Origin of the sequence: Candidatus Accumulibacter phosphatis, assembly GCF_012939955.1 — a bacterium.
Classification (GTDB): domain Bacteria; phylum Pseudomonadota; class Gammaproteobacteria; order Burkholderiales; family Rhodocyclaceae; genus Accumulibacter; species Accumulibacter delftensis.
In genome coordinates this window covers 96,808-122,237 of sequence record NZ_SPMY01000025.1, presented here as the reverse complement: position 1 = coordinate 122,237, position 25,430 = coordinate 96,808, and the positions used below count along the sequence as shown (strand labels likewise).

Here is a 25,430-nt window from a genome sequence, read left to right as displayed (position 1 = left end):
TAATGCGAAAGTCGCGCCAGCGACTCACGAACCTCCCTTCTCCCCTCGCGGGAGAAGGGCCGGGGTGAGGCGGGGAATTCAGGGAGCATGCTCGCTGCCCGGCGAACGATTCCGGCGTGCAAGCCGGAATGCGCACGGCAAGTGAGAGGGGGTAACGGTCATGATTTTCATGATCCGGGGTATCCCGACATGTCATGACCGTTAGCCCGGATAGCCGCGCACAGCCGGCGGAGAATGAAATGGAAGAGGTAATGAGAGAAGAGATCGTAGCCGACGCCGAAGCCGAGGCCCTGCGCCTGGCGGTGTGCTTCGCCCGCCAGGCGGTCGCGGGCAATCGCTGGATCACGCAGCGCGGGGAGCCGGTGGCGGCTCGGGCGCCGCTAGCGCTTGAAGAAATTCCCCTGCCTGACCCGGCCACCCTCTCACTGGCCGACGACTTCAGTGTCTTTCTGCACGCCAAAGTGCCCGAAGCGCTCAAACGCCAGGCGATGCGCCAACTCTTCGCGCAAGCACATTTCAACATCGTCGATGGGCTGGACGTGTGCATGGAAGACTTCAACGCCCTTCCCGATCTTCCCCGCGACGAACTGGCCTTGCTCCGGCACGCCCGTGAAGTGCTCGACACGACGCCGCAGCAAGCGCTGCGGCCAGCGCAGGCCAGCGCGCATGACGCACGTCCTCGAACGAAGACGATGGCGCGCTGGTCGGCACCGTGCCGGGCGCGGCCGAGTGCGCTCTGCAAGTCGAAGCGCCCCCCCACCCTGCGCCGCCAGAGGAACTCGCAGCGGCGATCGCCGTGCCGCCCGAAAGCGGTGACCAAGTGAACGCAGGCGAGGTCAGCGCCCAAGCGCGCCAACCCGGTTCCTGAAGATCTGTTCTGAGTTGTTTGCTGCCAAAACGGTGGTACGTCGCCGGTTTTCGATCGCCTGTTTCGCGGGCCGCTGCTTTCATTCGTCGCCGTGCTGAAGTCGTTCGTCAAGCACGCGTCAGGCGATCGGCAAAGGCTGCCGATCAAGCAGCGCCGGTCTGCGGGCGCCAATTTGCCCGGCGGCACCGGGAAGGCGATTGACCGTGCGCGATCGGGGCTTACAATCGCCATAGCCGCAGCGATCAGCGGTGGTTGGGGCCAAGGCGCTTGCTCTGCCGCGATGCGCGGGCGATTGCCTTCCGTGAGCGCTTTGGCGACGTTCCAAACCCACATCTGAGGAGCACAGCATGGCCAAGAATGTTTTCGACGGAGGTGATTTGAATGCAGGCGCGATGGACGAATTGGCCGCGCTACCCGATGCTCAGCCGTTCGCCCTGATCAACCTGCTGCTCTACAAGGAATGGGCCGACTATCCACCGGGAACGGTCAGCGAGAAGCTGACCGGCAAACAGGCGTACGAACGCTACACCGAACTCGCCATTCCGCTGGTGAACGCGGTCGGCGGCGTACCGATGTGGCGGGGTGCGCTGGCCGCCAACCTGATCGGACCCGACGAAGAGCGCTGGGACGAGCTGCTGATCATGCAGTATCCGAGCCGCGGCGCTTTCGAGCGCATGCTCGCCAATCCCGACTATCAGGCGACGCTCTTTCACCGGACGGCGGCCGTCAGCGATTCGCGCTTGTACGGTGCGACCTCGCCCGAAGCCATCGGGCCGATGAAGTGGAGGCTTTTCAATCTGTCGCGAAAGCTGCGCGGCGACTGAGCAGCCGCGCGAGCGAGCAAAAGGCTCAGAAAAGCGGAAAAGGGGCCAGGGTCGGATTAAATGCTAATCAATAGCCCAACTGTGCGCTCCAAGGGACGCTGCGCGATAAGGCCGCGCAGCGCCGATCACCTCTACGTTGGGCACCACTACCCGGAATGAGCGACAATTACGCTATCCCCACCGGAGTCAAACCATGGAACTGACCGCGGTACTTACTCCTGCCGAAGAAGGCGGTTACGTTGCCCTGAATCCTGAGACTGGTACCACTACGCAAGGTGAAACCGTTGAAGAGGCTATCGCCAACCTGCAAGAGGCTACGGAACTGTATCTGTCGCAGTTTCCCATCCCTGCGCCAGGGCGTCCGCTGGTAACAACGTTCAGCGTTCCCGCGCATGCCTAATCTGCCGCGTGTTTAATGTAAAAAGTCGCGCAAGCGACTCACGAAACTCCCTTCTCCCTCGCGGGAGAAGGGTCAGGGGGAAGAGGGGAAAACGGGTCATGGCTTTCATCATCAGGGGTGTCTCGACATGTCATGACCGTTAATGTGAAACAACGCAACCGTCGGGCGCAAAAAAAGCATCGCCGACGATGACGTCGCGATGCCAGGAAAAGAGCCGGGCGGACCCGCTCTGATGCCTCTGTAAAGCACCACCCCTGGTGCCTCTAACTTTGGTCGGCGAGGAGACCGCGCCTCAATATGTTTCATGATACGGGGTGGCTGCCCGCTCGGCAATGATCGTTAGTCCTGAGAAGGCGCAACTGTTTGTGCTGATCGTCATCGATGCAATCTTCGTCATTGGGAATGTTCCCGATCCTGATGAGGAGAACGAGATGACTGAATTACGCCAGCGGATGAACGATGCCATGTTGTTGTGCGGCTTTGCCGACCGCACGCGCGAATCGTATATCGCGTGTGTTCTTGGGCTGGCCAAATACGATCGGCGGCCGCCGGACCAACCGGATGCTGCGGCGATCCAAGCTTACCTCCTGCATCTGATCACCGACAAGAAGCCGGCGTACGCCAGCGTCAATCAGGCGGCCTGTGCTTTTCGGTTTCTGTTTGGCACCGTTCTCCGGCGAGAAACGGCGAGCTTTGACATTGCGATGGCCAAGGTACCCAAGCGGCTACCGCTGGTCTTGTCACGCGACGAAGTCACGCGCCTCTTCGCGCACTGCAAGACCCTTCGCGAGAGCACGCTGCTGGAAACGGTGTACGCCGCCGGATTGCGACTCTCCGAAGTCTGTACTTTGGAACTGTCCGACATCGAATCCGCACCGGACCGAATGTGCATTAAGGTCCGCCAGGGTAAAGGCGGCAAGGATCGCTACACGCTGCTCTCGCCGCGCTTGCTCGACTCGTTGCGGCTGTACTGGCGCGCCTTCCGACCGCAGCGCTGGGTTTTCCCGAACCGGGCAGGCGATGGTCGGATTTACGACCAGACCGTCCAGCGCCTGCTCGCTCCGCGATGCCGCCTGTCTGCCCAAGGGCGGCGGCATCCACACCTTGAGGCACGCTTTCGCCACCCGCCTGCTCGAAGCCGGCGTTGATATCCACACCATCCAGCGTCTGCTGGGACACGGCCACGTCAGCACGACGATGCGCTACTTTCATCTGGCGCGCACGCGCCTGACCGGTACCACCTCACCACTCGAACTGCTCACGCCCACCTGACCGACGCCGGTGAAAGCGGCCGGCCTGGCCGGGGTGTTGGCCACCTTCGGCCAGGCTTACCTCGCCAGTAAGCCTTTGGCGCGCGGGGCAGCCCGTGTCTGGCGTGCGATCCTGGCCTGCCGCACGGCGATCCTCGGCGGTCACGTCGAAACCTGTGACCACTGCGGGACGACCCGGCACGTCTATCATTCGTGCAGGAACCGGCACTGCCCGCAATGCCAGACCCGGGCGAAGGAGGCCTGGGTCGCCGCAAGACGGCGTGAAGTGCTGCCCGTGCCTTACTTTCACCTGGTGTTCACGCTGCCGCACGACCTCAATGGCCTGATTGCCGCCGCACCACGGCCGCTCTATGAGACGCTGTTCGCCGCGGTGTCGGCAACGCTTACCGAGTTCGCCGCCAACCCGCGACATCTGGGCGGCGTGTCGGCGTTCTCGCTGGTGCTGCACACGTGGAAGCAGGATCTCGGCCGACATGTCCATCTGCATGCGCTGGTAGCCGGCGGGGCGCTGGCGGCAAGCGGTGAATGGATCTCGCCGAAGAAGGGTTTCCTGTTTCCGGTGCGCGCGCTGTCGCGCGTCTTTCGCGGCAAGTTCGTCGCCGGACTCGAGGCCTTGCGAAGCGCCGAGCGCTTGCCCGGGCTGGTCGCCATGCCGGCCGATTGGCAACGTCTGCGACAACGACTGTACGTTCACGACTGGGTGGTCTATGCCAAGCCGCCGCTCGGCGGCCCGGAAGCGGTTCTCGATTACCTCGGGCGCTATACGCACCGGGTGGCCATTTCCAACGAGCGGATCGTCGGTATCGAGGGCAACGACGTGCTTTTCCGGGTCCGCGCCGATTCTGCCAGCGGCAAGAAGCGAACGCTACGCGTGCCGGGCGCCGAGTTTATCGATCGCTTTCTGCAACATGTTCTGCCGGCTGGTTTCAAGCGTATCCGGCACTACGGCTTGCTGTCGCCCGCGCGCAAGAAGGTCGCATTGGCTGCGGCACGTGTCGCGCTCGCTGTACCACCACCGCAGGCAGCGGTGATCGAGTCGGTCGACGAGTTCATGCAACGCGTGGCGCACATCGAGCACGCGCGCTGCCCGCATTGCAAGATCGGGCAGTTTCGCGTGGTCGCGATCCTCTTGCCAGAACGTAACCTCCGGAATCCGCGCGGACCGCCGCGATGATCGGCGTCGGTTTCTCTCTTCCGAAACCATCGGGTGGCGCTGCCATCCGCAGCGTCGTTCGCCTTTTTGGCGGCCGATCGGTGCCAGGAGTCCCGGGTTTACCCGCTGCGCTTCGGCTTGTCGATCTTCCGCCAGCTTTGCCGGCTATCGTTGGGCAGCTAGCCGCCCGGCGGCTTCATGCCAAACAATTGCCTTCGGGCCGTCCGGCCTTACAATCCCCATAACGACCGCCAGCGCGGCGGTTCAGTCCAACAAGGTTTATCTGCCGCGACCCGCCAGCGGTCGAACCGGGCGCTTCTGCGGCGGTAGATAAACGCTATTCGTTCGGCCCCATAGAAGCGCGCACCACCGCCCGTTTGACAATCACAATTATTGTAGCTACAGTAATGCATGCGTATCGAATTCGATCCAGCCAAGGATGAGGCAAACCAAGCGAAACACGGCGTGTCCTTGCTCATGGCGGTCGAACTCGATTGGGAAGCCGCGCTGATGTGGGTTGATCAACGGTTCGAGTACAACGAGATGCGATTGATCGCGCTCGCTCCGAACACCGAAATCCTGTACTACGTGGCCTTTGTAGATCGTGGCAATGTGCGAAGAATCATTAGCCTTCGCCGCGCCAATCGTCGTGAGGTAAAGCACTATGTCGAAAGTCTCTAAACGACCTGTCATTCGCATGCCTACCGCAGCTGAAGACAAGGCCATTACTGCGGCAGCAAAAAGCGATCCCGATGCACAGCCGCTCACACCGACTCAGCTAAAGGCAATGGTTCCCTTGAGGTCGTTGCGTGGGCGACCAAAGTCCGAAAACAAGAAGCTGCTGATATCGGTGCGCTACAGCCCCGAGGTCGTTGCCTACTTCAAGTCCACGGGCGAAGGCTGGCAATCACGCATGGATGGTGTGCTGCGTCAATACGTATCGCGCCACTCCCGTAGCGCATAGCTATGTGGCCGAACCCGTCGTTCCAGAGAACGCTGCGCGATAAAGCCGCGCAGCGCCCCTGAGCTTTCACGTTGGGCTACATTTCAGCTGTGGACTACTACGGTCCAGACCAAAAGGAGAGTGAAGGCCAAGCGTTCATTTCCTCTATGGACCACCATTACCAGCAAAACCCTGTCGATAAGTTCTCAGCTGGCGTTCATCGCCTTATCGATGAGCTACGCAGGAAACCTTAGCCCTAACGGATTAATGTGAAAGTCGCGTATGCGACTCACGAAACTCCCTTCTCCCTTGCGGGAGAAGGGGCAGGGGAAGAGGGAAACGGTCATGACTTTCATGATTTGGGGTGTCTCCACGTGTCATGACCGTTAAAGCCGATTAAAGCGGGTCGAGATGTGGCGCGGTAGCGGTAGGTCCGACTTGTCGGTTGCCGCCCCTTTTCGTCTGGCGGTGCCCAAGTAGTCTGGCCGTCGGTCCGTTTCCACATCCTGCTCGTCGAAGCGGACAGGCGGATTTCCCGCATCCGGCGCTCGGACAAGACATCACGCTTTCGCCCACGCATGAAACGCCTAGCCAACTCCCAACTCCCATCTCCCAACTCCCGCCAAGCTTCGCATGCCCTCACGCCGGGACCAATCATTGCAGCATGAAAGTTTCGTACTCCAGCCGGCTCAGGCGGCGGTCGAGGAGTGCCAGGGCGGTGGCCAGGGTGACGAGTACGGAGAGGGCGAAGCCGTAGCCGTAGAGCGCCGCTCCCCACCATAGTGATACCCCGGTGAGCAGGATGTTGAGCAGCAGGAATTCCGCACAGAGCAGCAGGATGATGCGGCGCTGGTCGAGATAGAAGAAGATGTTGAGCACCGACAGCAGCACGACCTGCAGGCTGGCGCCGATGACCTGAATGTAGAGCAACGGCAAGTAAAGCTCGGAAATGTCGAGAGCCTTCAGCAGGAGCGGCCCGGCGACGAAAGTCACGAGCACGGCGAGGGTCTGGATCTTGCCGATTTCGGCCAGCCCCTGCTTGATCGAGTAGACCATTTCGTCGCGCATGTCCTCGATGTATTCCAGCGAACCGCCGCTGCGTACGGCACCGTAGAACTTGTCGTAGTACTCGACGAAATCGGTCTCGATACGCAACATGAATACCGCCATGCCGGGGATGATCGACAGGTAGGCGAGAAAAACCGGCAGGTCGTAGATCAGCGAAGCGCGCAGGGCGCCGATGATCGGTTCCGAGGTGTCGGGGAAGAACCAGAACATGAACTTGTCGGCCCAGATGCCAAGGTTGTAGAGGAAACCGATGCTGAGCAGGCTGGAAAACATCGCCCCGCGTTTGGCGAAATCGAAGGCAACCAGCTCCCGCGGACGAAACTCGCCAATGGTCACGACCCACATGCCGGCGAGCAGAACACAGTGACCGATGACGAATCCGGCCATCAGCCCTTCCAGCCCGAACGAGCGCAACAGCAGCGCCAGCGAGACGGTGATCGCATAGCCGATGGCGAACAGCGCGACGATGGCCTTGTAGCGCTTCATTCCGGACAGGAAAATGGTCATGATCCAGATGGCGCACATCAGGACGAAAGCGGCGAGCATCAGGATGCGATAAATGACCCCGGTTCCGGGAAGCAGTACGAACAAGCCGATGATGCTGACGGCCGAGGCGACGAGGATGATCAGCAGCAGCACCCCGTTGAGGTTCGGGGCGATGATGGCGTCCCTGTTTTCGAACAGGCGATCGGAAACGAAGCGCGTGAAGCCGAGTTGCAAACCACCGGTCAGGATCAGGCTGGTGGCGATCAGGTAAGTCACCGAGGTCTGGAACTGGGTCACCAGGAACGAAGGCACGACCACCGTGCTGCTCAGCAGGCCGATGATCAGGATGCCGAGGATGGACAGCACCCAGGGGCCGGAGCCGATGATGCCGGCGAAGGTGTAGGCCTGCAGCAGGCCGAGCAGCGTGTCCTTCTTCAGCAGCTTGCGCAGTTCGAAGCCGATACCCGCCATTAGTGCTGCGCCCCTGTGGCGGCCAGCGCCCGCTGATAGATGCGGCGATAGGCGCCGAACATCAGGTCGTCGGTGTAATAACGCTCGACACGGGCGATTCCTGCCCGGCTCGCGGCCGCCCAGGCCGCCGGGTCGCCAAGCAGCTCAAGGGCGGCGTCGGCCAGCGCCTGCGGCTCGGCGATGTTGACGACCGCGCCGGAAACCCCCAGTCGGCGGTCGTCGCCGTCCAGCCCTTCGATCAGTTGCCGGCAGGAGCCGACGTCGGTGGAGACGGTGGGAACGCCGGCGGCGTAGCCTTCAAGGATGACCAGGGGCAGCGCTTCGCTGATCGACGAGAGAATGGTCAGGCCGATCTTCGGCAGGAGCTCCTCGACCTTCTGGAAACCGAGGAACTTCACCTTGTCGGCAAGGCCCAGGCTGGCAACGAGATGGCGGCACTCCTCGGCGTAGGCGGGATCTTCGTCCTCCGGCCCGGCGATCCAGCCTTCCGCCGCCGGCATCTGGTTCGCCACCCGGCGCATGGCGCGGATGAAGGTCTTCACGTCCTTGATCGGCACCACGCGCCCGATCAGGCACAGTACCGGCGGCGGCGTTTCCGGGCGCAGGGCGCGCAGCGGTGCGAAACGCTGCAGACTGATGCCGTTGGGGACGTTGCAGGTCCGCTCGGCCAGTGCTCCGTCGGCCACCTGGCGCAGCCGGTTGGCTTCGTAAAGGGCGATGATCGGATCGGCCGAGTCGTAGCAGAGTCGTCCCAGCCATTCGAAAAAGCGGATCCACATCTGGCGAAAGTAGGAGAGTTCGGTCGGGTCGCGCTGGAAGATGTTGCGGTTGTCGCGAATCCACTCGCTCTTGAACAGGTCGATCTTGCGTTCCTTGGTGTAGATGCCGTGTTCGGAGAGAATCAGCGGCCGCTCTCGCGTCCGCCGAAGCATGCTGCCGAGCAGCCCGGCATAACCCGTGGAGACGGCATGGAAAGCCTGCACCGGGATCAGCTCATGGGCGACACGGGCGAGCTTCCAGAGCGGGGCATGCATCATGCGCACGGTCCAGAAGTAATCGACGAAAGAGGGATCGGTGCAATTCTTGCGATAGCGGTCGCTGATGATGCGCCAGGCCTCCTCGCTATGCAGAAAATCAGCTTCCGGCAGGCGGCCGCCGGGCATCAGGTCACGAATGAGTTCGCTGAATGCAGCGCAGGCGCCAGCCGCTGCGTCGTCGCGCAGGAAAGCCTCGTGAAGGCGGTCGGCACGGGCGAAGGCATTGGCGCTGCCGCGACGGGGTTTCGGCTTTTCAGCATGGGCGACGAAGTCATACAGGTAGTGAGCCTCGAGATGAACGACGTTGTCCGGCAAGCGGTATTTCATGTCCTCGTAGTCTTCCCGACGGCTGCCGATGAAGACGATGGCAAAGCGCAGTTCGGGGAAGGCACGGATGATCTGGTCGACCCAGCTCGACACCCCGCCGCTGACATAGGGAAAGGTTCCTTCGAGAAGCAGCGCGATGTCGGCCTGGCGAGCCTGCGGGAAAGTCACGTCCGGCTCCAGTAGGCGATCACTGGCTGCAGGCGCGGCAGGGACTGCCAGTTGTCGAGATCGCCCATCAGGGCGCGCACCTCGTCGTAGTCCCCGGTGGCGAAAGCCACTTCCGCGAGATAGGGCACGATACGGGTTTTCGGCATACCCAGCGCCAGCGCCCGGGCGTAGGCCAGGCGGGCTTCCTCCGGCTGCTGCAGGGCCTGCAAGAGGCGGCCGTGGCGCAGGTGCAGGGCGGCATCAGCGGCCGATTCGCCGGCAGCGGCGAGAGCCATCTGCGTGAAGCGCAGCGACTCGCGCAGGGCGTGTGTGCGCAAATCCCCCTGTGCCAGTTCCTGATAGACAAGCTCCCAATAGAGGTCGGCGAGCCGTGCGGCGGCCTCCCCGCGGGCAGCGCTACCTGCCGCTGCCGTCTGATAGCTTTGCGAGGCGCGGTGGATGTCGTCGTTGATCACCTTCTCCTTGCTGTCGAGCATGCCGTAGGCGAGCAGGCGGATATCCTCGGAGGCATCCGTGAGCACGCCCCGCAAGAGCGGCGAGGCGATGTGCCCGGGGACCTCCTGGAGGGCGACCAGTGCGCGCTGGCGGGCCGCCACGGGGGCGCGTTGATTACTGATGAAAGAGCGCATGCCGGCCTGACGGAAACCCTTGCCGGCGCGCTGGCGGGAGTCCAGTTCCGGCAGGGAGAGCGCCGCGAAAAGGCTTTCAGCTTTGGCTGGCGGCAGGGAATGAAGCATTACAACGCCGAGGATGACGGCAACAAAACCGAGGACGGGGACGGCGAAGCCGGTCCCGGCAAGCAGCAGCAGGACGGGTACTCGCTTGCCGCTGGCGGGCAGGAAGACGATCGCCACACGGGCGAGCAGGAAGCTGGCGGCAGCATGCGCGCCAAGATAGGCGAGCAGCGCAGCATCGCTGCTGCTGCCGAGCAGCAAGGCGGCCCAGGCGGCCGCCTCAAGCGTCAGCGCGGCGAGAGCGAGCTTCGGCTGGAACATTGCAGATTTCGAACAGCTGCTCAAGCAGCGGCAGCGGTGCTGTTTCGTCGATCGGCAGGAGGTGCGGGAAAACACCGGCCTCGCTCAGCGTGCAGCCGCTCTTTTGGCGAACCCACTCCTCGATGCGGGCGATATAACCTTCTGCCGCCGCCGCACCGGCCAGGGGCATCAGGGTCACCAATACTTTTCGTTGCGGCGAGTCGATAAGCCAGCTGACGTCCAGGGCACGACGCTGGCGGCCAATCTGCAGGGCCAGATAGTCGAGCTCCGGGCGCGGCAGGAATTCGAGAACGGTGATGATGCTGCTGCTCAGCGAGCCCTGCCGGACACGCCACAGGCGCTGCAGCTCGGCGGCAAAATCGTCAGGACAGGCCGGGAATTCGCTTTGGATCTCGGCCGCCAGTTTGCGCTCGTCGAGCCCATCGACGTAGTAGCTGACGAGCAGGTTCAGGGTCTGCAACATTTCTTCGCCGAGCGCGAAGAAAGGGACGCGCTCAACGGCCAGCACACCGATCAGTTGCTCATCAAAAGTGATCATGGGTACGGCTATGGCATAAGTACTGGGCGAGCTACCAGCGGCCAGCGCGGCGGCCAGGTGCGACAGCGTGCCTGCCTCAATGGCCTCGCGGAGCAGAGGATCGTCGGCATCGAGTTGGCCATTGTTCTGACCCTGGCCGATGGTCGCCACCGGCTCGGCCGTGATTTCCCCGTCGCTTGCCGCATGGATGGTGGCGATTTCCAGTTGGCAGTATTGTGCCAGCAGGCGCAACAAGCCCTGCGCACCGGGCAGGGGCGAGGCGGCGGCAGCGCCTTGCTCGCGAATCAGCGACTGCAAGCTCGCCAGCGCATCACGCATGGCCATTGGGCGGCCAATCAGATCCTGCTCCAGACGATCGTGCGACAGGCGCAGCAGGTAGTGCTGGTGGGTCAGGTATTCCAGCCGCTGGTCGAGGTAGGCCTGGACGCCCTCGGCGCGCCGGGCACGTGCCAGCCAGACGCTGGAAAACTCGCCGGCAAGCATGACCAGGATCAGGCCGCCGAGGTAATTCAGTTTCGGGAACTCACCGACAACCCAGCCGGAGGCGTTGAAGGCGAGCCAGGCGAGGAGCAGCACAGCCGCCCCTCCCAGGCCGGGAAAGGGACCGTAGCGCATGGCAAGAATGACCGGAGCGAACCACACCCACGGAAAACCGGCGTTGATCCACAGCGGGTCGAGCGGATTTACCCAGATGCCGATGGCGACTGCCAGCAAGGGCAGTATCGCGGTTTCTCCGGCGACCGCCCAGGGCTTGCCGAAGGGAGCGAGGTGGCGGAGCAGGCTATCCTTGACGGCCAAAGTGCTTCCTCCGCTCAGTCCTTGCGCGCCGAAAGGCCATCGCCGATCAGCTTGCGCAGCAACTGCTGGGCAACGGCTGCCAGCGAATCGCGACTCCAGCCGGCCTTGGCCCCGACACCGCTCCACAGGGTTTCCCCGCTGGCCACGTCGATGATCGCCACGGCGATGCCCACGGCAGGCTCGCCGTCGACACCGACTTTGTAGCGCCACTCTTCGACGCTGCCGCTAAGCGCGTAACGCGCCCCTTCCGCCCGCGCCCATTCGAGCGCCGCCTCGGCCTGCCGGCGATCACCCGCTTCAAAAAGCGCTTCCTGCTGCAAGGCTGCCGGGTAGCGGCGCAGCTTGGCGATGCCCTGCGCGCGCAGCACACCCTCGGCCACCGCCTCCGCCCGACTGCCGGCCAGCGGTGTTTCGGTGAGGTTGGCGAAAGGCAGCAACACCCACGCGGCCTGCCTGCTGACGGCGGGTGGCTCGCTGCTGTCGAGCGTGCTGCAAGCCGCGAGCAGCAGAATCGCTGCCAGTGCGGCAAAGCCTTGGACGATGCGTTTCATGGGGCGTCTCCTGTGGTCAAGCGGTTCAATCTGTTCAAGGTGTTCAATGGGTTCAATGCGTTCTTTCTAGAAGTGCAGGCGATAGTTGAGGCCGAATTCTCGCACCAGTCCGTCGGTGTTGGCGCCACCGCGGCTCAGGCGCCAGCCGAAATGGAGATGATCGGCACCGAAGACACTGCCGGCAATGCCGGTGGCCAGGTCGTAGCCCGGCCCTTCGTCACTGTGCCAGGTGCGGGCAACGCTGGCATAGGGGCGCCAGGCACGGGTGTAGTCTTCTTCGAAATTCCGGTCCGTCGACAGGCGGATTCCCTTGAATTCGAATCCGGTCGGAACGAAGAAGGCGCCAACGCTCCACGGGCTATACTCCCCCGCCGGGAAGAGCGGCGCCAGTTGCGGGTCGTTGACGTAGGATTTCTGGCTGTAGCGGTGCTGCGACCAGAAGGCGCTGGCCTCCAGGCTGCGGCGCTCGCTGCGCAAGGCATGGCCGTACTCGAATTGCCAGACATTGCCGCTGCCCACCGCGGCACCGGTCTGGGCATGGAAACGATCATAGCTGCGTTCAAGCGTGAAGCGGTCGAAGCGGGTCAGTTGGTAGGCCAGCGATAGCGAGGCCAAATCCCTCATGCCACCGACGCGCAGCGCGGTCGACTCGTTGGCCGGCTGCTCGTGACCGAGCGCCAAGGAGGTCGTCAGCCGATTACCCAGATTCTGCTCGTGCTCGATCAACAGGGGATGGTACTTCGCGAAACTGTTGTGCTCGGCAACGCTGTAGCTTCGTTTTGCCTTCCTTGTGCAGCCAAGCCATGCGCGCGCTGTAGTCGGTCTCATCCGGTGTTTCCCCCATGCTTGCGGGATCCAGGTTGTGGCGCACGATTTTCCCGGCCACGAAATCCATCGACAGGCGTGGCGAGAGGGCGATGTGGGCGCTGACACCGGTGTTTCGTTCATCAACCGAGCCGATATCGTTCTGCCAGACACGGCCACCCAGCTGCTGCGAGTGGGCGAGTAGTGCCTCGCTCAGCTGCTGGTGGAGCGGGTCATCTGCCGGCAACTCGGTTTGCGCGTCGAAGGCTTCGCTCTGGGCCAGCCGCAGGTCGCCGGCCAGGCGTGCGCCCGCGATGCGGTCGTAGCGTGGAATGAGTGGCGCAAACTCATCCAGCAACTCGCCGGCCAGCGCCCGGTCGCCGGACTCCAGGGCGAGGCGCATTTCTCCCCATAGTGGCCGTGCCGCCGTTTTTGCATACTGTTGCCAGAGCCAGCCACGCGCCGCGTCGAACTGCTCCGCTTCGAGCAGCCAGCCGAAAGCAACATCGCGCGCTGACGGCGACAACTCGCCCTCGGCAGAACGATCCAGCCTGAGCATTTCGCGCAGCATGGCATAGGCCGGGTCACCGGGCTCGGCCAGCATCCGTAGTCTTGTGCGCACCGCCTGGCGCAGCGCTGCCATCGCACGTGGCAACTGTTCGCCAGCGAGCTGCTGCCGCTGGTGCATCCTGTCATCAAGCAACAATTGCTTGCGCAGGCGCCAGGCACGATCCACATCCTGATTCTGCTCAAGCGCATCGGCATAGTTCATGAGCCACAGGAAGTCGTCACGGTGGGCGGCGAGCCGGGGAGTCAGGTAGCGGCGCAGCGCAACGTCGGGAAGCGACAGTGCGAGATTGGCGGCAGCCAGCACATCGTGCATCGCCGGATCAGGCTGCCAATGGCGTTCGTGGGCGGCCATGAGGTTGCGCAGGCGCTTTCCTTCACCGCTTTCGATGAGCAGCCAGAGCAACGCCTGCTGCACGTCCGCGTTGTCCGCTGCCAGCGCAAAGGCGGCATCCAGGTCGGCCAGCGCGAGACGGCGCTGACCGGTCGCCATCAGGTACTGGGCGGAAAGACGGAGGAAGCTGGCCTGTTGGCGAAGCTGGGCGGATTCTTCGGCGGACAGGCTGCTGATCAGTTTGCCCATCTCCGGCCAGCGCGCCGCCGTCGCATAGAGGCCGAGCGCCTGCAGCAGCAGCTGCGAGTCCCGGAAGCGTAACCAGCCGTCACTGCTGACGCGCGCGGCTTCGAGCGCGTACTCGTCAAGCAGAAGTCCGGCCAGATTCGCGTGATCGACGGCCAGCGCTTCTTTGCCAGCCAGCAGCTGGCGATAGGCGGCGGCGGCCTTCTTGTCGTCACCGAGCTGTGCGGCGAGGCTGGCGCGCAAGCGCCAATAGCCGGCACCGCCAGCAGCCGCAGCATCGGCAGCATCGGTAGCGGCAACGCTTTCAAGAATCGCCAGTGCGCTGGCCTGCTCGCCGCGTAGCAGGTAAAGCGTCGCCACGTGGACCGACTGCGCCGCTGTCAAAGCGTTTGTGGCCATGAAGCTTTGCCAGAGCGCCAGCGCCTGTTCATCTTCCCCCATCCGTTCGGCCAGTTCGGCCATGCCGAGCAGCAGTTGCGGCTGTTTGTGCCGGCGGTATTCCTGCTCGAGAAAGCGCATCGCCTCCCTGGGCTGGCCCAGACGTTCGAAGGTCGCCACCAGTTCCACGACCAGCGCCCGATCGCCGGGTTTCTGGCGCAGCTGATGTTCGAGCGCGAGCAGCAAGGCCTGGTCGTCGAACAGCCCGGGCGCCAGCCGCAGGATGGCCTGCCAGGCTTCATCGCTGGCCTTGGCGCGCGCCAGATACAGCCAGTGGGTCAGCGCCATCGCCGGGCGCCCGGTCCATTCGGAAACGCGCGCCAAGCGCTCGCGCCAGAGCAGATTGTCGGGCGCTGGCGCACCGCGGAGGCGGCTACCTGCCAGGCATCCTCGAGCTTGCGGTTGTCGAGGAAAGCTTCGAAGCCGAGGGTGTAGATGCCGTCGTCGAAGGGCAGTTGCGGGCCGCTCTTTTCGCCGACGGTTTGCCAACGGATAGCATAGGCCTGTGCCAGCTGCTCCTGTTTCAACTGTCGCAGCAGCGACAGGCGGAGGAGCTTGCGGGCATATTTGTCGGCCAGATCCGGGCGCCTGACCGAGCGCGCAAAGCGCACCAGCAGCTCCAGAACGCGAGTGCTTTCAGCCAGCGGCGGCATCACGACCAGCGCCTCTTCAGCGAGCGCCAGCGCCTCCTTCACCTGGTCGCCGGATTGCAGCACGAGCATGGCATCAAGGAAGAAACGGCGTTGTTCGGCGGGCTCATTGCTGCGCCGCGCTGCGCTCAGGAAAAACTTGCCGGCGGCGAGGTATTCGCCGCCCGCCAGGGCTGCGGCTGCGGCGGCGGCGTGCCAGTCGGTCGAACGTCCCTGCCCGCTTACCGAGATGCGCTGCAGCAACTCGATGCCCAGCCGGGAATCGCCGGCAAAGTGCACCAGCAGTTCCAGCACCTGCCTGCTTTCACCCAGGGACGGCCTTAGCGCCAGCTCTTCTTCAAGCAGGGCCAGCGCCTCCTGCACCTGGCCGCCGGACTGGAGCGCAAGCATGCCATCCATGAACAAACGGTTTTGTTCGGCGGGCTCACTGCTACGCCGCGCCGCGATCAGGAAGAACTTGCCCGCCGCAAAATATTCACCCCCCCGCCAGGGCTACCTGTGCGGCCTCTGCATACCAGTCGGCAGAACGCCCCGCAGCGCTGCCCGAGAGGCGCTGAAACAATTCGATGCCAAGCTCGGCATCACCGAATAGGAAAGCCCGCCGGGCAATCTCGATCGTCATGTGCTCGGGCCAGTCGAGGACCGCCAGAGTGTGCAGCCAGGCACGCAGTCGCGCCTTGTTGTCCGTGTATTGCGCTGTCCCCGGCTGCAGGCGGGAAAAGCGTTGCTCCGCTGCGCGCCATCTCAGCCAGCTGGCTTCCAGGCGAACTTCCTTGTCGGGTGACTGGAGCAGCCTGGCCAGCGTTTGCTCCAGCTGCTCATAGAGGCTGCTGCTCAGGCGGTGGCGGGCGAGCATGAGGCCGAGTTGTGGATTGCCGGGATCGGTGCGCAGCAGATTGACCAGATAGGCTTCGGTGACGGCATTCGGCGGCGCTTCGATGATGCGATTGACCAGTGCCTTGTGCGGATAGATGGCCACCAGCACGCCCAGCACGAGCACGCCAAGCAGCGTGATCGACCACGGCGGCGCCAGGCGCGGGCGCTCAACGCTCGCGGCAGCGAGTTTCGATCGTTGCAGCAGCATCGCCGACACGGAAGGATTGAACGCCACCGGAGCTCTTCCGCGGCCGCAGTGGGCGCCCATTGGCGAGCACGCTGCAGTGGCTGGCGTTGGCCAGCGAAAACTCGATCGCCTGATGCCCCTTGAGCGCGAAGCGCAGGCCTGCCCCTTGCGGCTGCCAGTCAGTCAGGCGGGCGTTGGCATCGGCAAGATAAACGGCGCCGGACTGGCTGGCAGCAAAACGCAGCCAGGTGTCGCCACTGGCCAGGTGAATGTAGTTGCCCTCCTCGCCGGCGCGATAGCCGGCAACCCCGCCGGACGCGGCGCGGTCCGGATAACCCATGCTCAGCGGCGCGCGCAGCGTACGCAACTCGCCGTTGCCGCGGATGCGCCAGCCGCCCTCGTCCCGGGCCAGGACCATGGTCTCGAAATCCAGGGCCTTGCGGATGAAGTCGGAGGCGTGGATCAGGTTGGGCGACTGTGCCAGCGACCAGTCGTAGACCTTGTACAGCGCATTCAGCGACGCCCGCTTGCTGGCCGAGAAGGTGTGATAGTAGATATCGATCGGCTTCAGTCGGCGCGGCGATTCGGTCATCTGGAAAGTCTCGATGACCCGCTCGAAGCCGTAGAACGGGCCGCGCCAAAGATTGGTGTAAACGTTCTCGTTCATCACCGGGGCGAAGGTCTGGAAGATGCCGTCGAGCGCATAACCGAGCGGAGAAACGGCGGTCAGGCTCGGGAAGGAGCGGGTGATGATGGTATTGCCGCCATTCATGTTCAGCAGCCCGGCGTTTTCGGCAATGCGCAAAGCCTGCGCCTGGGGTGCGGCATCACCGCTCCAGAGCATGATTTGAACCGCTTTCCCGGGCGGCGCAAGATTCTTGCGGATGTAGTCGACCGAACCGACGATTTCCCTCTCCAGATTCATCGTGTAGCCGGGAATCTCGAGATGGTAGCTCTCTTCATCCTTTCCCTTCGGCGCCACCTGCTCGGCGCGATTCCAGTCAAAAGGGTGCGAAAGACTGTGGCTGGCAATCTCGATGTAGGGCAGCGCAAAAGTGCGCCGCGCGATTGCCTCCATTTCGGCGGAGAGGGCCGGGTACAGCCCGCCCGGGGCGACCTCGCCTTCGATCACCGACATCGTCGTCGGCAGCCGGTAGCGTTGCAGCACTTGCGTCAGCAGTGCTTCGCCGGCCAATGGTGTGCCCGGCAACGCGGCGCGTGAAGGATAACCGTCACCGTCGATGTGGATGAACATCAGGCGACGGCCGTTCTCGGTCGTGGTATCCGGCAGGGGCAGCGCGGGCAGGGCCAGCGCCTGCTGCAGGAAGGCAAAGGGGTCGATGATCCAGCGTGATTGCTCGGTGTTGGGCAAGTCGATAGCAGCGAAGGGATCAAGGACATAACCTCCCCAGCGGGTCAGTGCGGCAGCATCGAACGTTTGCCCCCGAGCGTCAGCCAGTTGCAGCAGGGAGCGGCCCTGGCTGTCAGCCAATTGCAAGGGAGTCAGCTGGCGACGGTCGGCTTGCGGGGCGGCCTCGAAACCGATCATCGCGTCCTGGCTGAGCACCGTCAGGCGGCCGGCAGTCCCCGATCCCGCCACGGATTTCAGACCCAGGCGCTGCGCCAGGCGGCCTTCTGCAGCAAAGGGAAAGCTGCCGAAGATGGCGACTCGCAGGCCCTGCTCGATCTGTTTCTGCAGCCAGTCTGCCACCTGGCGGCCGTGCGCCAGCGGCGCTTCGGCCCAGCTCACGATGCCGGCGTAGCGCGCCGCCAGCGGGCCGGCAGGCAGCGGCTTGCGCAAGTCGTGGAAGTCGATCGCATAGCCCATGTGCTGGATCGGCATGGCGCCAAAGCGCAGTGCCGGATGATGGATCAAGAGCTCTCCGGGGCTGCCGTCGTAGAGCATCAGGATGCGTCGTGGCACGATTTCCCGGCGCCCGATGCCGAGCGTGCTGACCTGCCCGTCGGTGACCCAGGGCTCGATGCCGAGGGCACGAATGCGCGCCGCCGTTTCGCGCATCTGGCCACGTGCCTGGGGCGGCAGGTAGTCGATGGCCAGCACCGGGACGCCGAACTCGTCACGCACGCGACGCAACTGGCCGAGCAGCCACTCGCGGTCACTGGCGGGCACTTCCACGTAGCGGCGCGCAGCCGCGTTCCAGCCCCGGAAGAGAGATTCGGCGGCGACCATGCTGATCTTGTCGCGGACGGCCGGCACGATCTCGAAACCACGGTTGAGAATCAGGCGAATACCCGGGAAGCGCTGGTGCAGGGTGTCGATGACGGCAATCAGCCCTTTTTGTTGCGCTGCTTCGTCGATCCCGCTGGCCAGGCGGTAGGAATCAAGCGTGTCGAGGAAAAAGCCGCGGTAGCCTTTTTCCCAGAGCGGGCCGACGATGGCCTCGGCAACGAAAGTCGGCAGTTCCGGCCAGCTCAGGTCAATGACCTTCGACCCCCAGTCGGTATTGGTGGTCAGCAGGTGCTTGGCCGGAATCGCCGCGGCATAGGCGCGCGAGGGCTGTACTTCGCCAATGGCGATGTAGGCATACAGTTCGCTATAGGGCTTCTTGTAGCGCTGCGGGTCAAAACCGTGATCCGCTTCGACGACGACGATATCAAAGGCCTTGAGTTCTTCCAGCGGCGCGTCGGCACCATAGTGCAGCGCGACGGACGGGGATGCCGCTTGTGCGCAAGCCAGCCACCCGAACAGGCACGCAGAAAGCGCGCAACGACGCAGCAGCCACCCAAGGCAAGCAGTACAAGCATTTGTTTTACTTACATACTCACGCATCGCCGCTCGCCACCAATGGCCATCATGCCGCGTCTCGATAAAGCCTTCCTGAATATAGAGACAGTGAATCCCCCGAAAGCAGAGGCGAAGGCATTCTAATGTAGTCGCTCATGGTGGGTCGGTTTTTGTTGGCCGCCGCTGTTGATCGATGGCCAGCCCCTTACGCCGTAACCCAAGCGCGCCAACGCAGCCTCTGAAGGTTCGTTTTGAGTCATAGGCGGCCAAAACCGTGCTTGGTCTGCGGTGGTTACCGCTTTTACATCAAGGCTGCCTGGCCGAGAAGGCTGCGGAATAAGCGTCATACCATGCCCGGGGATTGAACAGTTTCCAGCTGCGCTCATCGCCCTTGAGTTCGATGCCTGCACCCAGGATCCCGTAGCTGGCATAGAGGCCACCCCGCATTTTCTCGTCATTCAGCTGCAGGTTGGCCAGCACCAGCAGCTTTTCACCGCTCAACCGGGTATTGCTGAGGACGATGGCACGGTCGTTGAGGCGAATTTCACTGCGACCGCTGACGTCCCTGATGGTCAGCAAGTCGTTCAACCACGGCTTCTCTTTGGTCTGTTTTACGAACAGATGCACGAGCAAACCGCTGTCACGCAGGCGCAGGCTGATCTCCGCGTCCAGTTTCAGTGGCCGTTTCCAGGTCATGCGTCCGCGCTCGATGTCGATCTGTCCCCACCACAGCTTGTCCTGCGCCGCCCCTTCGCTTTCCAGGGAGCCGTTATCGATGCGCAGCTGTGTGCCCGCGGCATCGAAGCTCATCTTCTCCAGATTCCCTGCCGAGAGGCGGGTACTGATGCGCAGGTCTCCCTTGATGGTCTGCTCCTTGACGTGCACCTCGACGCCGCGGGCCTGCATCTCCAGCTTGGCGCTGCCGGTAACGCCGCTCAGCCTGAAGTCTGCCGCCAGACTTGCTTTTCCGGAGCCGATCGAGACGCCGCTCTCTTTGGGCAAATAATTGTTGTAGATGGAAATGTCCGGTATTTCGGCAGCCCCCAGAGTGACCACCGTCTCCAGCTCACGCAGCCCCTGTTTGGCATCGAAGCGTTTGCCGACGGTCGTGATCTGAAAGTCGCGCCCGCTGACATAGGCCGCCTTGTCGTCCAGCCGGCGCAGCCCGAAGCTTTTCAGAGCCACCTCCAGCTTTCCCTCCGGCGCTCCCGAAGTACCCTGCATGGCGGCCTGCAACACGCCGCTGCCGCTGGCCTCGAAATCAAGAAAACGGCTGACCAGATGCTCCGACTCGGCGGTCAGACTGCTGCCGGGTGCGACCTTCCCTTCGGCAAGCCGCAGATCCGCGCTCATGCGCGCATCGCCAGAGAATTCCAGCCCCTGATCACCGGGAAGGAAGCTGTTGAGGAAAGCGATATTGGCCACCGACCCCTCCAGCTTCACCACTCCGCTGGGCGGAGATGGCTGCCCTGAGCGGGCCGCCTTGCCCGTTGGCGGTTTGGATTGCAGGCGTAATTCCTTGACGTTGATGCGGGTCTGCAGCGGCGCCACCCCGTCGCTCGATGCCGCCGCTGCCGCCGCCTGCATCTGTACGCTGCTCCCCGAGAGGTCCAGGAGCCCGCTCGCCGGATCGGCCTTTTTGATCACCAGGTCGACACCAAGCTGTCCGACCACCGATTCCCCGAACAGGGTGCCGGCGATCTGCTCGCCGGCCAGCTTGACGCTGCCCGACAATTTCCGGCCGGCGTATTTGAGGCGGCCACTCGAACGGGCAGCGCCAGAGCTCAGGCTGAATGGCGGTTTCCCCGGCAGGTAGCTGTTCAGCAGCGCAACGTCAGGCATCAGCGCATCCTGCCAGCTCAGCACGGCCGTCGGCTCGACGCGCATCTTGCCAGCAGCGGGCAGCGGACCTGTCGCGGTCAGCTGTATGCCCTTGCCGCGCAGAAAAATGGCGCCCCCTTTCAGCTGGCGTAGCTGCATGGCCCGCAAACCCATCTCCATGCGCATCGTCGCCGCGCCGGCCAGCGTTTGAATCTCGGCGACGACGCCACCCGCACCGCTAAGCTCAAAGCCGGAAAAGCGGCCGAGCAGTCGCTCCGATTCGACCGTCAGGCGACTGGGAGAGGCCAGCTGCCCGTCATTCAGGCGCAGCTCCGCCTGCAGGCGGCCACCGCCAGCGAACTCGATGGCGTGACGCGGCGCCAGGAAGGCGTTGAGGAAATCGATGTTGGCCACCGTTCCCTCCAGCTTGACTTCGCCGCTGAGCGGCGGCTGCCCGGAAAAGTCCCTGAGTTCGGCTAGCGACAACTCCGATGCCAGCTGCAGCTGCACCAGTTTGAGCTCAGTCTGCAAAGTGGCCGGGCCGGCCCTTCCGGCCGCCCTTTGCTCGGCGGCCTGCATGCGGATACGGGAGCCGGAAAGATCGAGGCGCCGGTTTTCGAAATCAAGCTCTTTGAGCAGCAGATCGACGGCGAGGCTCCCGAGCACGGGCTTGTCACGAACGATTCCGGAGATTTTCTCCCCCGCCAGCTCAAAGCTCCCGGAGAGCGCCCGCCCGGCATAGGCCAGCTCGCCATTCAGCCGCGCCTGCCCCGAAACCAGGCGGAAAGGAAGCCCGCCGGGCAGATAGCTGTTCAAGAGGGCAATATCGGGCATCACCGCCTGCCGCCACTGCATGGACACCGCCGGCTCGCCTGGGCTTTCGCTCAAATTGATGGGCGCGGCGATCAAGCCAAGGTGAAAGCCCTCGGCTTGCAGAAAAAGCTCGTTTCCCGGCAGCCTGCGCATGGCCACCGCACGCAACTCCACCTGCAGCTGCGTTTGCCCCCTGCCCTCCTCAAGCCGCACATCAGCGTGCACCCGGCCCGCCCCCTGGATCAGGTGACGCTCTCCACGCCCACCCGAGGCGAGGCGCTCATCCAGAACCAGGGTCAAGTCCGGCGATTCGATCGATAGTTCGCTGCCCTCCAGCAAGCGACCCTGTTCGATCTGGAGGCTCGCCTGCAGGCGACCACTGCCATCCAGCTGCAGCCATTGGCTGTCGCTGAGGTAGGCGTCGATGAAAGCAAATGAGGCCAGATCGCCGCTCACGGCAACGCGACCGGAAAGAAACCGGGCCGCTGCGGCGCCCGGGTTTTCCGCGGCGACCAACTCGTCGAGCCGGATGTCGACATCGCCCTGCAGCTCGGCGGCCAGCAAGTCGCCGGCCTGCAGCTCGGAATCGCGCCGGAGATTGCCCGAGTCAAGTTGAAGCCTGCCACGCGCCATGGCCACGGGCCCATCGAGACGGTAACTGAAATCCTCCAGCCGCAGCCGCGCCTGCCCGCCGAAACGGTAGCCCTTGACTTCGAGCACCTCGATCTGTGCGATGTCTGCATCGCCAACAGCGATGCTCCAGCCCGACCATTCGCTGGCCGGCGCGGCTTCCGGCGCTGTCGGGGCCAACGGCGCCCCCGCCGCTGGCGCAACTTCCGCTTCTGGCGGTGGCACGCTCGGCGGCGCCGCATCCGCTTGCGGATCAGCAGTGGCCGTCGGCACACCACCGGCAGCCGGGTCGGCAACGGAAGCGGGCCTTGCTGCCGACCCCGAGGCCCGCGCCAGCCGATCGCGCGCCCCTGCCGTCACCTTGTCCGCCTCGACGCCTTCAAGGCGTACGGTCTTGAAGAACAGACTGCCCAGGGCCAGGCGTGCTTCCCCCTGGCCCAGCGAAAACCACCATTCCTGTTCGGCTGTCCGACCGCTTAGCGTCAAGCCCGTGACACGCAGATGGCCCGGCAGGAAGGTCCATGCGGAAGTCCATTCGATGCGCAAACGATCGGGGTCGCGGTTCAGCAGCTGCGGCAGAAAACCGGCGTTGAGCAGCAGGTTCCCCGCTACCAGGTAGAAAATCTCGGCCACGGCAACGAAGGCGAATGCCCTTAGCGCCCACTTGCCCAGTCCTGCACTGCTGCGAACCATCGCCTCCTCCATCCTCAGCTCAGTAAACACGGCCCGCCCCAGAGCAGGCGCCCGCTGGCGGAAGTCAGCTCATTTCTTCGCCGCCAGCGCCTGGATCGCTTTCGTCACCCGCTCACCAGGCGCCACCAGTTCGCTCTCCATCTCCGCCATTCGCGCCGGGTTCGCCGGTTCGAGCTTTCCGGAGGCTTCGTCGAGCACCGACTCCATCGCCAGCGACTCGGTGAGCAGTTCAGACATGCGCCGCATGTCCTGAACCAAGGGCACTCGTGGATCACCAGGACGGAGAACCACTTGCGATAAATCGTCGCTGATGCCCCGGAAAATCGGCGCATGAACGGACCGGCTGCGTTCGTCCGCTTCCCGTTCCGAAAGCCTGCCCGCCTTGACTTCATCCTGGTCGTAAGCGATCGACCTCAAGCCGCTGTCAAAACGGCTAACTGCACGCTCCAACAACGGCAACTGTGAACCGGCAAGGATCCGTCCCGGATCGACTGTCGCCAACGGAGCCATGGCCGCGAGGCCCACCGTCGCCAGACCTAGAATGGCCAGCGCGGCGATGGCTCGGCTGGCGAACACTCTTCGGTAGTGATCCAGGTCGAAGCGCTCGGGCAAAACGAAGGCAGCGAGACAGCCGGCCAGCAGGCCTCCCACGTGCGCCGCGTTGTCGATGCCGCTTTGCCCGAAGCCCTGCACGAGCGAATAGAGAACAAACAAGCCGATGCCGGCCTGCGTCTGCTTGCTGAAGGAGCCCGGCAGTTTGTCGCGATGCTGGAATAGCGCCGCCAGCAGAGCCCCGGCGACGCCGAAAACCGCCCCCGAAGCACCGACCGATACCGCCTGCTGTGCCGCGAAATGCAGGCTCAAAGCGCTACCGAGCAGCCCCGAACCAAGGTAGATGATCAGCAAGAGCCGTGGACCGTAGATCCGCTCGACGATCATGCCGGCCGTGTACAGCCCGAGCATGTTCATCGCCAGGTGGAGAAGACTACCATGGAGGAAGATGGCGCTCAGCAGCCGCCACCATTCTCCCTTCTGAACTTCGGAAGCGGCGTTGCCGCCAAAAAGGAGGAGGTTCTCTGCCGCCGTTCGCGAGAACTCGGCGCCATAGAGCAGGGTCACCAGCCAGATCAGGATGTTGGCAGCGATCAGCGCGTGCGTCGCCCAGGTGTAGGGCTGAAGCGCCTTGATGCGCTCCTGGAACTCGCGCCTCTCCCGTAGTTCGTTGCCCGTTGCCCCCGGCTCGGGAGCGATCCCGCCCAGCGCCCGACGGTGGCGACGTCTGACCGCGTCGAGAAGGCGTTCCTGATCGGCCGGCGAGAAAGCGGACAATCCCAGGGTGGGCTTCGATGGATTGTTTCCCGACCACGACTTCCTGCTGCTGCGAAACCCGTCAAGCTCCTTGAGGTGGAATGCGAGAACCGGGGTGAGCTGCTTGAGATCGAGCGCGATGGCGTCAACGTCGGCCCAGCGGAGTGTCTTTTCCGTTGCGGCGAGATTTGGCGCCTCGATCGCCTCATCACTGAGGATGACCATGGCTTGGCCAAATCTGAGTTGGTTGCGGAAATGGAGCCAGACGGGTAAGGCGAAGAGGAGCAGGATCGGCAGAGTAAGGAGCAGGTCAGTCGAAAAGCCGCCCTGTTTCACAATGACCATGGCAAAACCCGCGGCAAGGCCGGCAAAGACGTAGATCCTCGCCTTGGCCAAAGGGCTTTCGCGGGACGCGAAAAAGGTCTCGCTTGGTTGGCCACTCTGGCCACTCACCTGCCCCGCGGGCGACAAGTCGCCCGCAGCAGGCAAGTCGCCGCGATCGGCAGACGATGGATCACCGGGCTCCGGCGCAGTCGCCGCGGGGGCGCCACACTCGCGGCACGCTTCAGTGGCGACGGCATTGGCACTGTGACAGGCAGGGCACGTCCAGCTATGGTCGGGCATGGTTCGCAGAATCTTCCACAAGTCGGTAAATGGGATGCCATGCCGATAGGCTGCGGCCGTTGGATACTACGCGTCCGGCTGCAGCGCTGTAAAGCCGCGGGGCGACACATCCCTTATCGTCGGTCGCCAAGGCTGGCATGGAAAGCGCTGCATGTGACGCTGCCAACGAAGCGGACGTTAGCTTCCGCTGCACCTTGCCCGCCTGATCCGCCTGGGACGCATCCGCCCGCAGTGGTCTGCCGATCTGTTCTTCTCCGAAACCGAATGGGCCGGCGCCTTTATCCTCAACAAGAAGAAGCCACCGACGAAGGTGCCGAGAATTCGCGAGGTCATCCACCTGATCGCACAACTCGGCGGATTCCTCGCCCGCAAGGGCGACGGCGAACCCGACGTCAAATCCCTCTGGCTCAGCATCCAGCGCTGGCGTGATTTCGTCTCCGGCGTAGAGCATATGCGCGAGATCCGTCATGTCATGTGAGTCGTGTATAACGGGATGCGTTGACACCCTGGATGGTCGTTTTATCAAGCATTCGGTTATAGTTATAGGACGAGGTCGCTACAAGGCCTACCAAGATTTTTTTTCGGCATCCAAGTTTCGACGGAGATACGACGTTGATAACCAAACCTCTGCTTATCGCCTTGACTATTTTTTTTGGTCGCTTGCGGCTCGACACCAAAGATCCCTGGGCAGCCAGAAAAACAGCCAAAGGCACAGGAGACCGAACCGCAAGTCGATTATTCTGGAGCACATTCTTTGGGGTTCCGGCAAAACAGGATCGTGGAGGCTGCGAAGGC

19 protein-coding genes and 1 pseudogene are annotated in these 25,430 nt (G+C 63.4%); 8 read left to right on the top strand and 12 right to left on the bottom strand.

Features of this window, described 5'->3' with window-relative positions:
- Positions 1-194 precede the first annotated feature (194 nt).
- From E4Q23_RS09865 to E4Q23_RS09835, 7 genes and pseudogenes are all read left to right on the top strand, one after another.
- Positions 195-824, top strand: a complete 630-nt coding sequence (locus E4Q23_RS09865; RefSeq protein ID WP_336511657.1) for a DUF3306 domain-containing protein — start codon at positions 195-197, stop codon at positions 822-824.
- A gap of 391 nt (positions 825-1,215) precedes the next feature.
- Positions 1,216-1,692, top strand: a complete 477-nt coding sequence (locus tag E4Q23_RS09860; RefSeq protein ID WP_169066479.1) for a DUF1330 domain-containing protein — start codon at positions 1,216-1,218, stop codon at positions 1,690-1,692.
- Positions 1,693-1,885: 193 nt separating this feature from the next.
- A complete protein-coding gene (locus E4Q23_RS09855; RefSeq protein ID WP_169066478.1) occupies positions 1,886-2,092 on the top strand; it encodes a type II toxin-antitoxin system HicB family antitoxin in 207 nt (68 codons plus the stop codon).
- Between the two features lie 332 nt (positions 2,093-2,424).
- A pseudogene (locus E4Q23_RS23780) lies at positions 2,425-3,364 on the top strand (tyrosine-type recombinase/integrase).
- A gap of 9 nt (positions 3,365-3,373) precedes the next feature.
- Positions 3,374-4,537, top strand: coding sequence for an IS91 family transposase (locus E4Q23_RS09845; RefSeq protein WP_423753336.1), 1,164 nt, complete (start codon positions 3,374-3,376; stop codon positions 4,535-4,537).
- A 390-nt stretch (positions 4,538-4,927) separates the two neighbouring features.
- The gene (locus E4Q23_RS09840; protein WP_169066476.1) at positions 4,928-5,197 is read left to right on the top strand and encodes a BrnT family toxin; all 270 of its coding nucleotides are present in this window, start codon (positions 4,928-4,930) and stop codon (positions 5,195-5,197) included.
- The gene (locus E4Q23_RS09835; protein ID WP_169066475.1) at positions 5,181-5,480 is read left to right on the top strand and encodes a BrnA antitoxin family protein; all 300 of its coding nucleotides are present in this window, start codon (positions 5,181-5,183) and stop codon (positions 5,478-5,480) included. The genes E4Q23_RS09840 and E4Q23_RS09835 overlap by 17 nt, the downstream gene beginning before the upstream one ends.
- Before the next feature lie 633 nt (positions 5,481-6,113).
- Here the strand turns inward: E4Q23_RS09835 and pelG are convergent.
- From pelG to E4Q23_RS09775, 12 genes are all read right to left on the bottom strand, one after another.
- Positions 6,114-7,484, bottom strand: coding sequence for an exopolysaccharide Pel transporter PelG (pelG, locus tag E4Q23_RS09830; protein WP_169066474.1), 1,371 nt, complete (start codon positions 7,482-7,484; stop codon positions 6,114-6,116).
- A complete protein-coding gene (gene pelF / locus E4Q23_RS09825) occupies positions 7,484-9,016 on the bottom strand; it encodes a GT4 family glycosyltransferase PelF (protein ID WP_169066473.1) in 1,533 nt (510 codons plus the stop codon). Before pelF ends, pelG begins: the two co-directional genes overlap by 1 nt.
- Positions 9,013-10,011, bottom strand: coding sequence for a hypothetical protein (locus E4Q23_RS09820; RefSeq protein ID WP_169066472.1), 999 nt, complete (start codon positions 10,009-10,011; stop codon positions 9,013-9,015). The genes pelF and E4Q23_RS09820 overlap by 4 nt, the downstream gene beginning before the upstream one ends.
- A complete protein-coding gene (locus E4Q23_RS09815) occupies positions 9,971-11,347 on the bottom strand; it encodes a PelD GGDEF domain-containing protein (RefSeq protein ID WP_169066471.1) in 1,377 nt (458 codons plus the stop codon). Before E4Q23_RS09815 ends, E4Q23_RS09820 begins: the two co-directional genes overlap by 41 nt.
- Positions 11,348-11,361: 14 nt before the next feature.
- Complete coding sequence (locus E4Q23_RS09810; RefSeq protein WP_169066470.1) at positions 11,362-11,898, bottom strand: penicillin-binding protein activator LpoB; 537 nt, start codon at positions 11,896-11,898, stop codon at positions 11,362-11,364.
- A gap of 66 nt (positions 11,899-11,964) precedes the next feature.
- Complete coding sequence (locus E4Q23_RS09805) at positions 11,965-12,624, bottom strand: hypothetical protein (RefSeq protein ID WP_169066469.1); 660 nt, start codon at positions 12,622-12,624, stop codon at positions 11,965-11,967.
- Positions 12,596-14,611, bottom strand: coding sequence for a tetratricopeptide repeat protein (locus tag E4Q23_RS09800; RefSeq protein ID WP_169066468.1), 2,016 nt, complete (start codon positions 14,609-14,611; stop codon positions 12,596-12,598). The genes E4Q23_RS09805 and E4Q23_RS09800 overlap by 29 nt, the downstream gene beginning before the upstream one ends.
- Positions 14,566-15,336 (bottom strand): hypothetical protein, encoded by a 771-nt coding sequence (locus E4Q23_RS09795; protein WP_169066467.1) that lies wholly within the window; start codon positions 15,334-15,336, stop codon positions 14,566-14,568. Before E4Q23_RS09795 ends, E4Q23_RS09800 begins: the two co-directional genes overlap by 46 nt.
- A 76-nt stretch (positions 15,337-15,412) precedes the next feature.
- On the bottom strand, positions 15,413-16,048 hold the full coding sequence (locus tag E4Q23_RS09790) for a hypothetical protein (RefSeq protein ID WP_211203705.1): 636 nt from the start codon (positions 16,046-16,048) through the stop codon (positions 15,413-15,415).
- Positions 15,981-18,791, bottom strand: coding sequence for a bifunctional glycoside hydrolase 114/ polysaccharide deacetylase family protein (locus tag E4Q23_RS09785; RefSeq protein WP_169066465.1), 2,811 nt, complete (start codon positions 18,789-18,791; stop codon positions 15,981-15,983). Before E4Q23_RS09785 ends, E4Q23_RS09790 begins: the two co-directional genes overlap by 68 nt.
- A 261-nt stretch (positions 18,792-19,052) precedes the next feature.
- Positions 19,053-22,703, bottom strand: a complete 3,651-nt coding sequence (locus tag E4Q23_RS09780; RefSeq protein ID WP_169066464.1) for a hypothetical protein — start codon at positions 22,701-22,703, stop codon at positions 19,053-19,055.
- A 69-nt stretch (positions 22,704-22,772) separates the two neighbouring features.
- Positions 22,773-24,407, bottom strand: coding sequence for a rhomboid family intramembrane serine protease (locus E4Q23_RS09775; RefSeq protein ID WP_169066463.1), 1,635 nt, complete (start codon positions 24,405-24,407; stop codon positions 22,773-22,775).
- 415 nt (positions 24,408-24,822) lie between these two features.
- On the opposite strand from E4Q23_RS09775, the gene E4Q23_RS09770 reads away from it, so the two are divergent.
- Positions 24,823-25,113: an IS4 family transposase gene (locus E4Q23_RS09770; RefSeq protein WP_169066544.1), complete on the top strand. Its 291-nt coding sequence runs from the start codon at positions 24,823-24,825 to the stop codon at positions 25,111-25,113.
- The last annotated feature ends 317 nt before the right edge of the window (positions 25,114-25,430 follow it).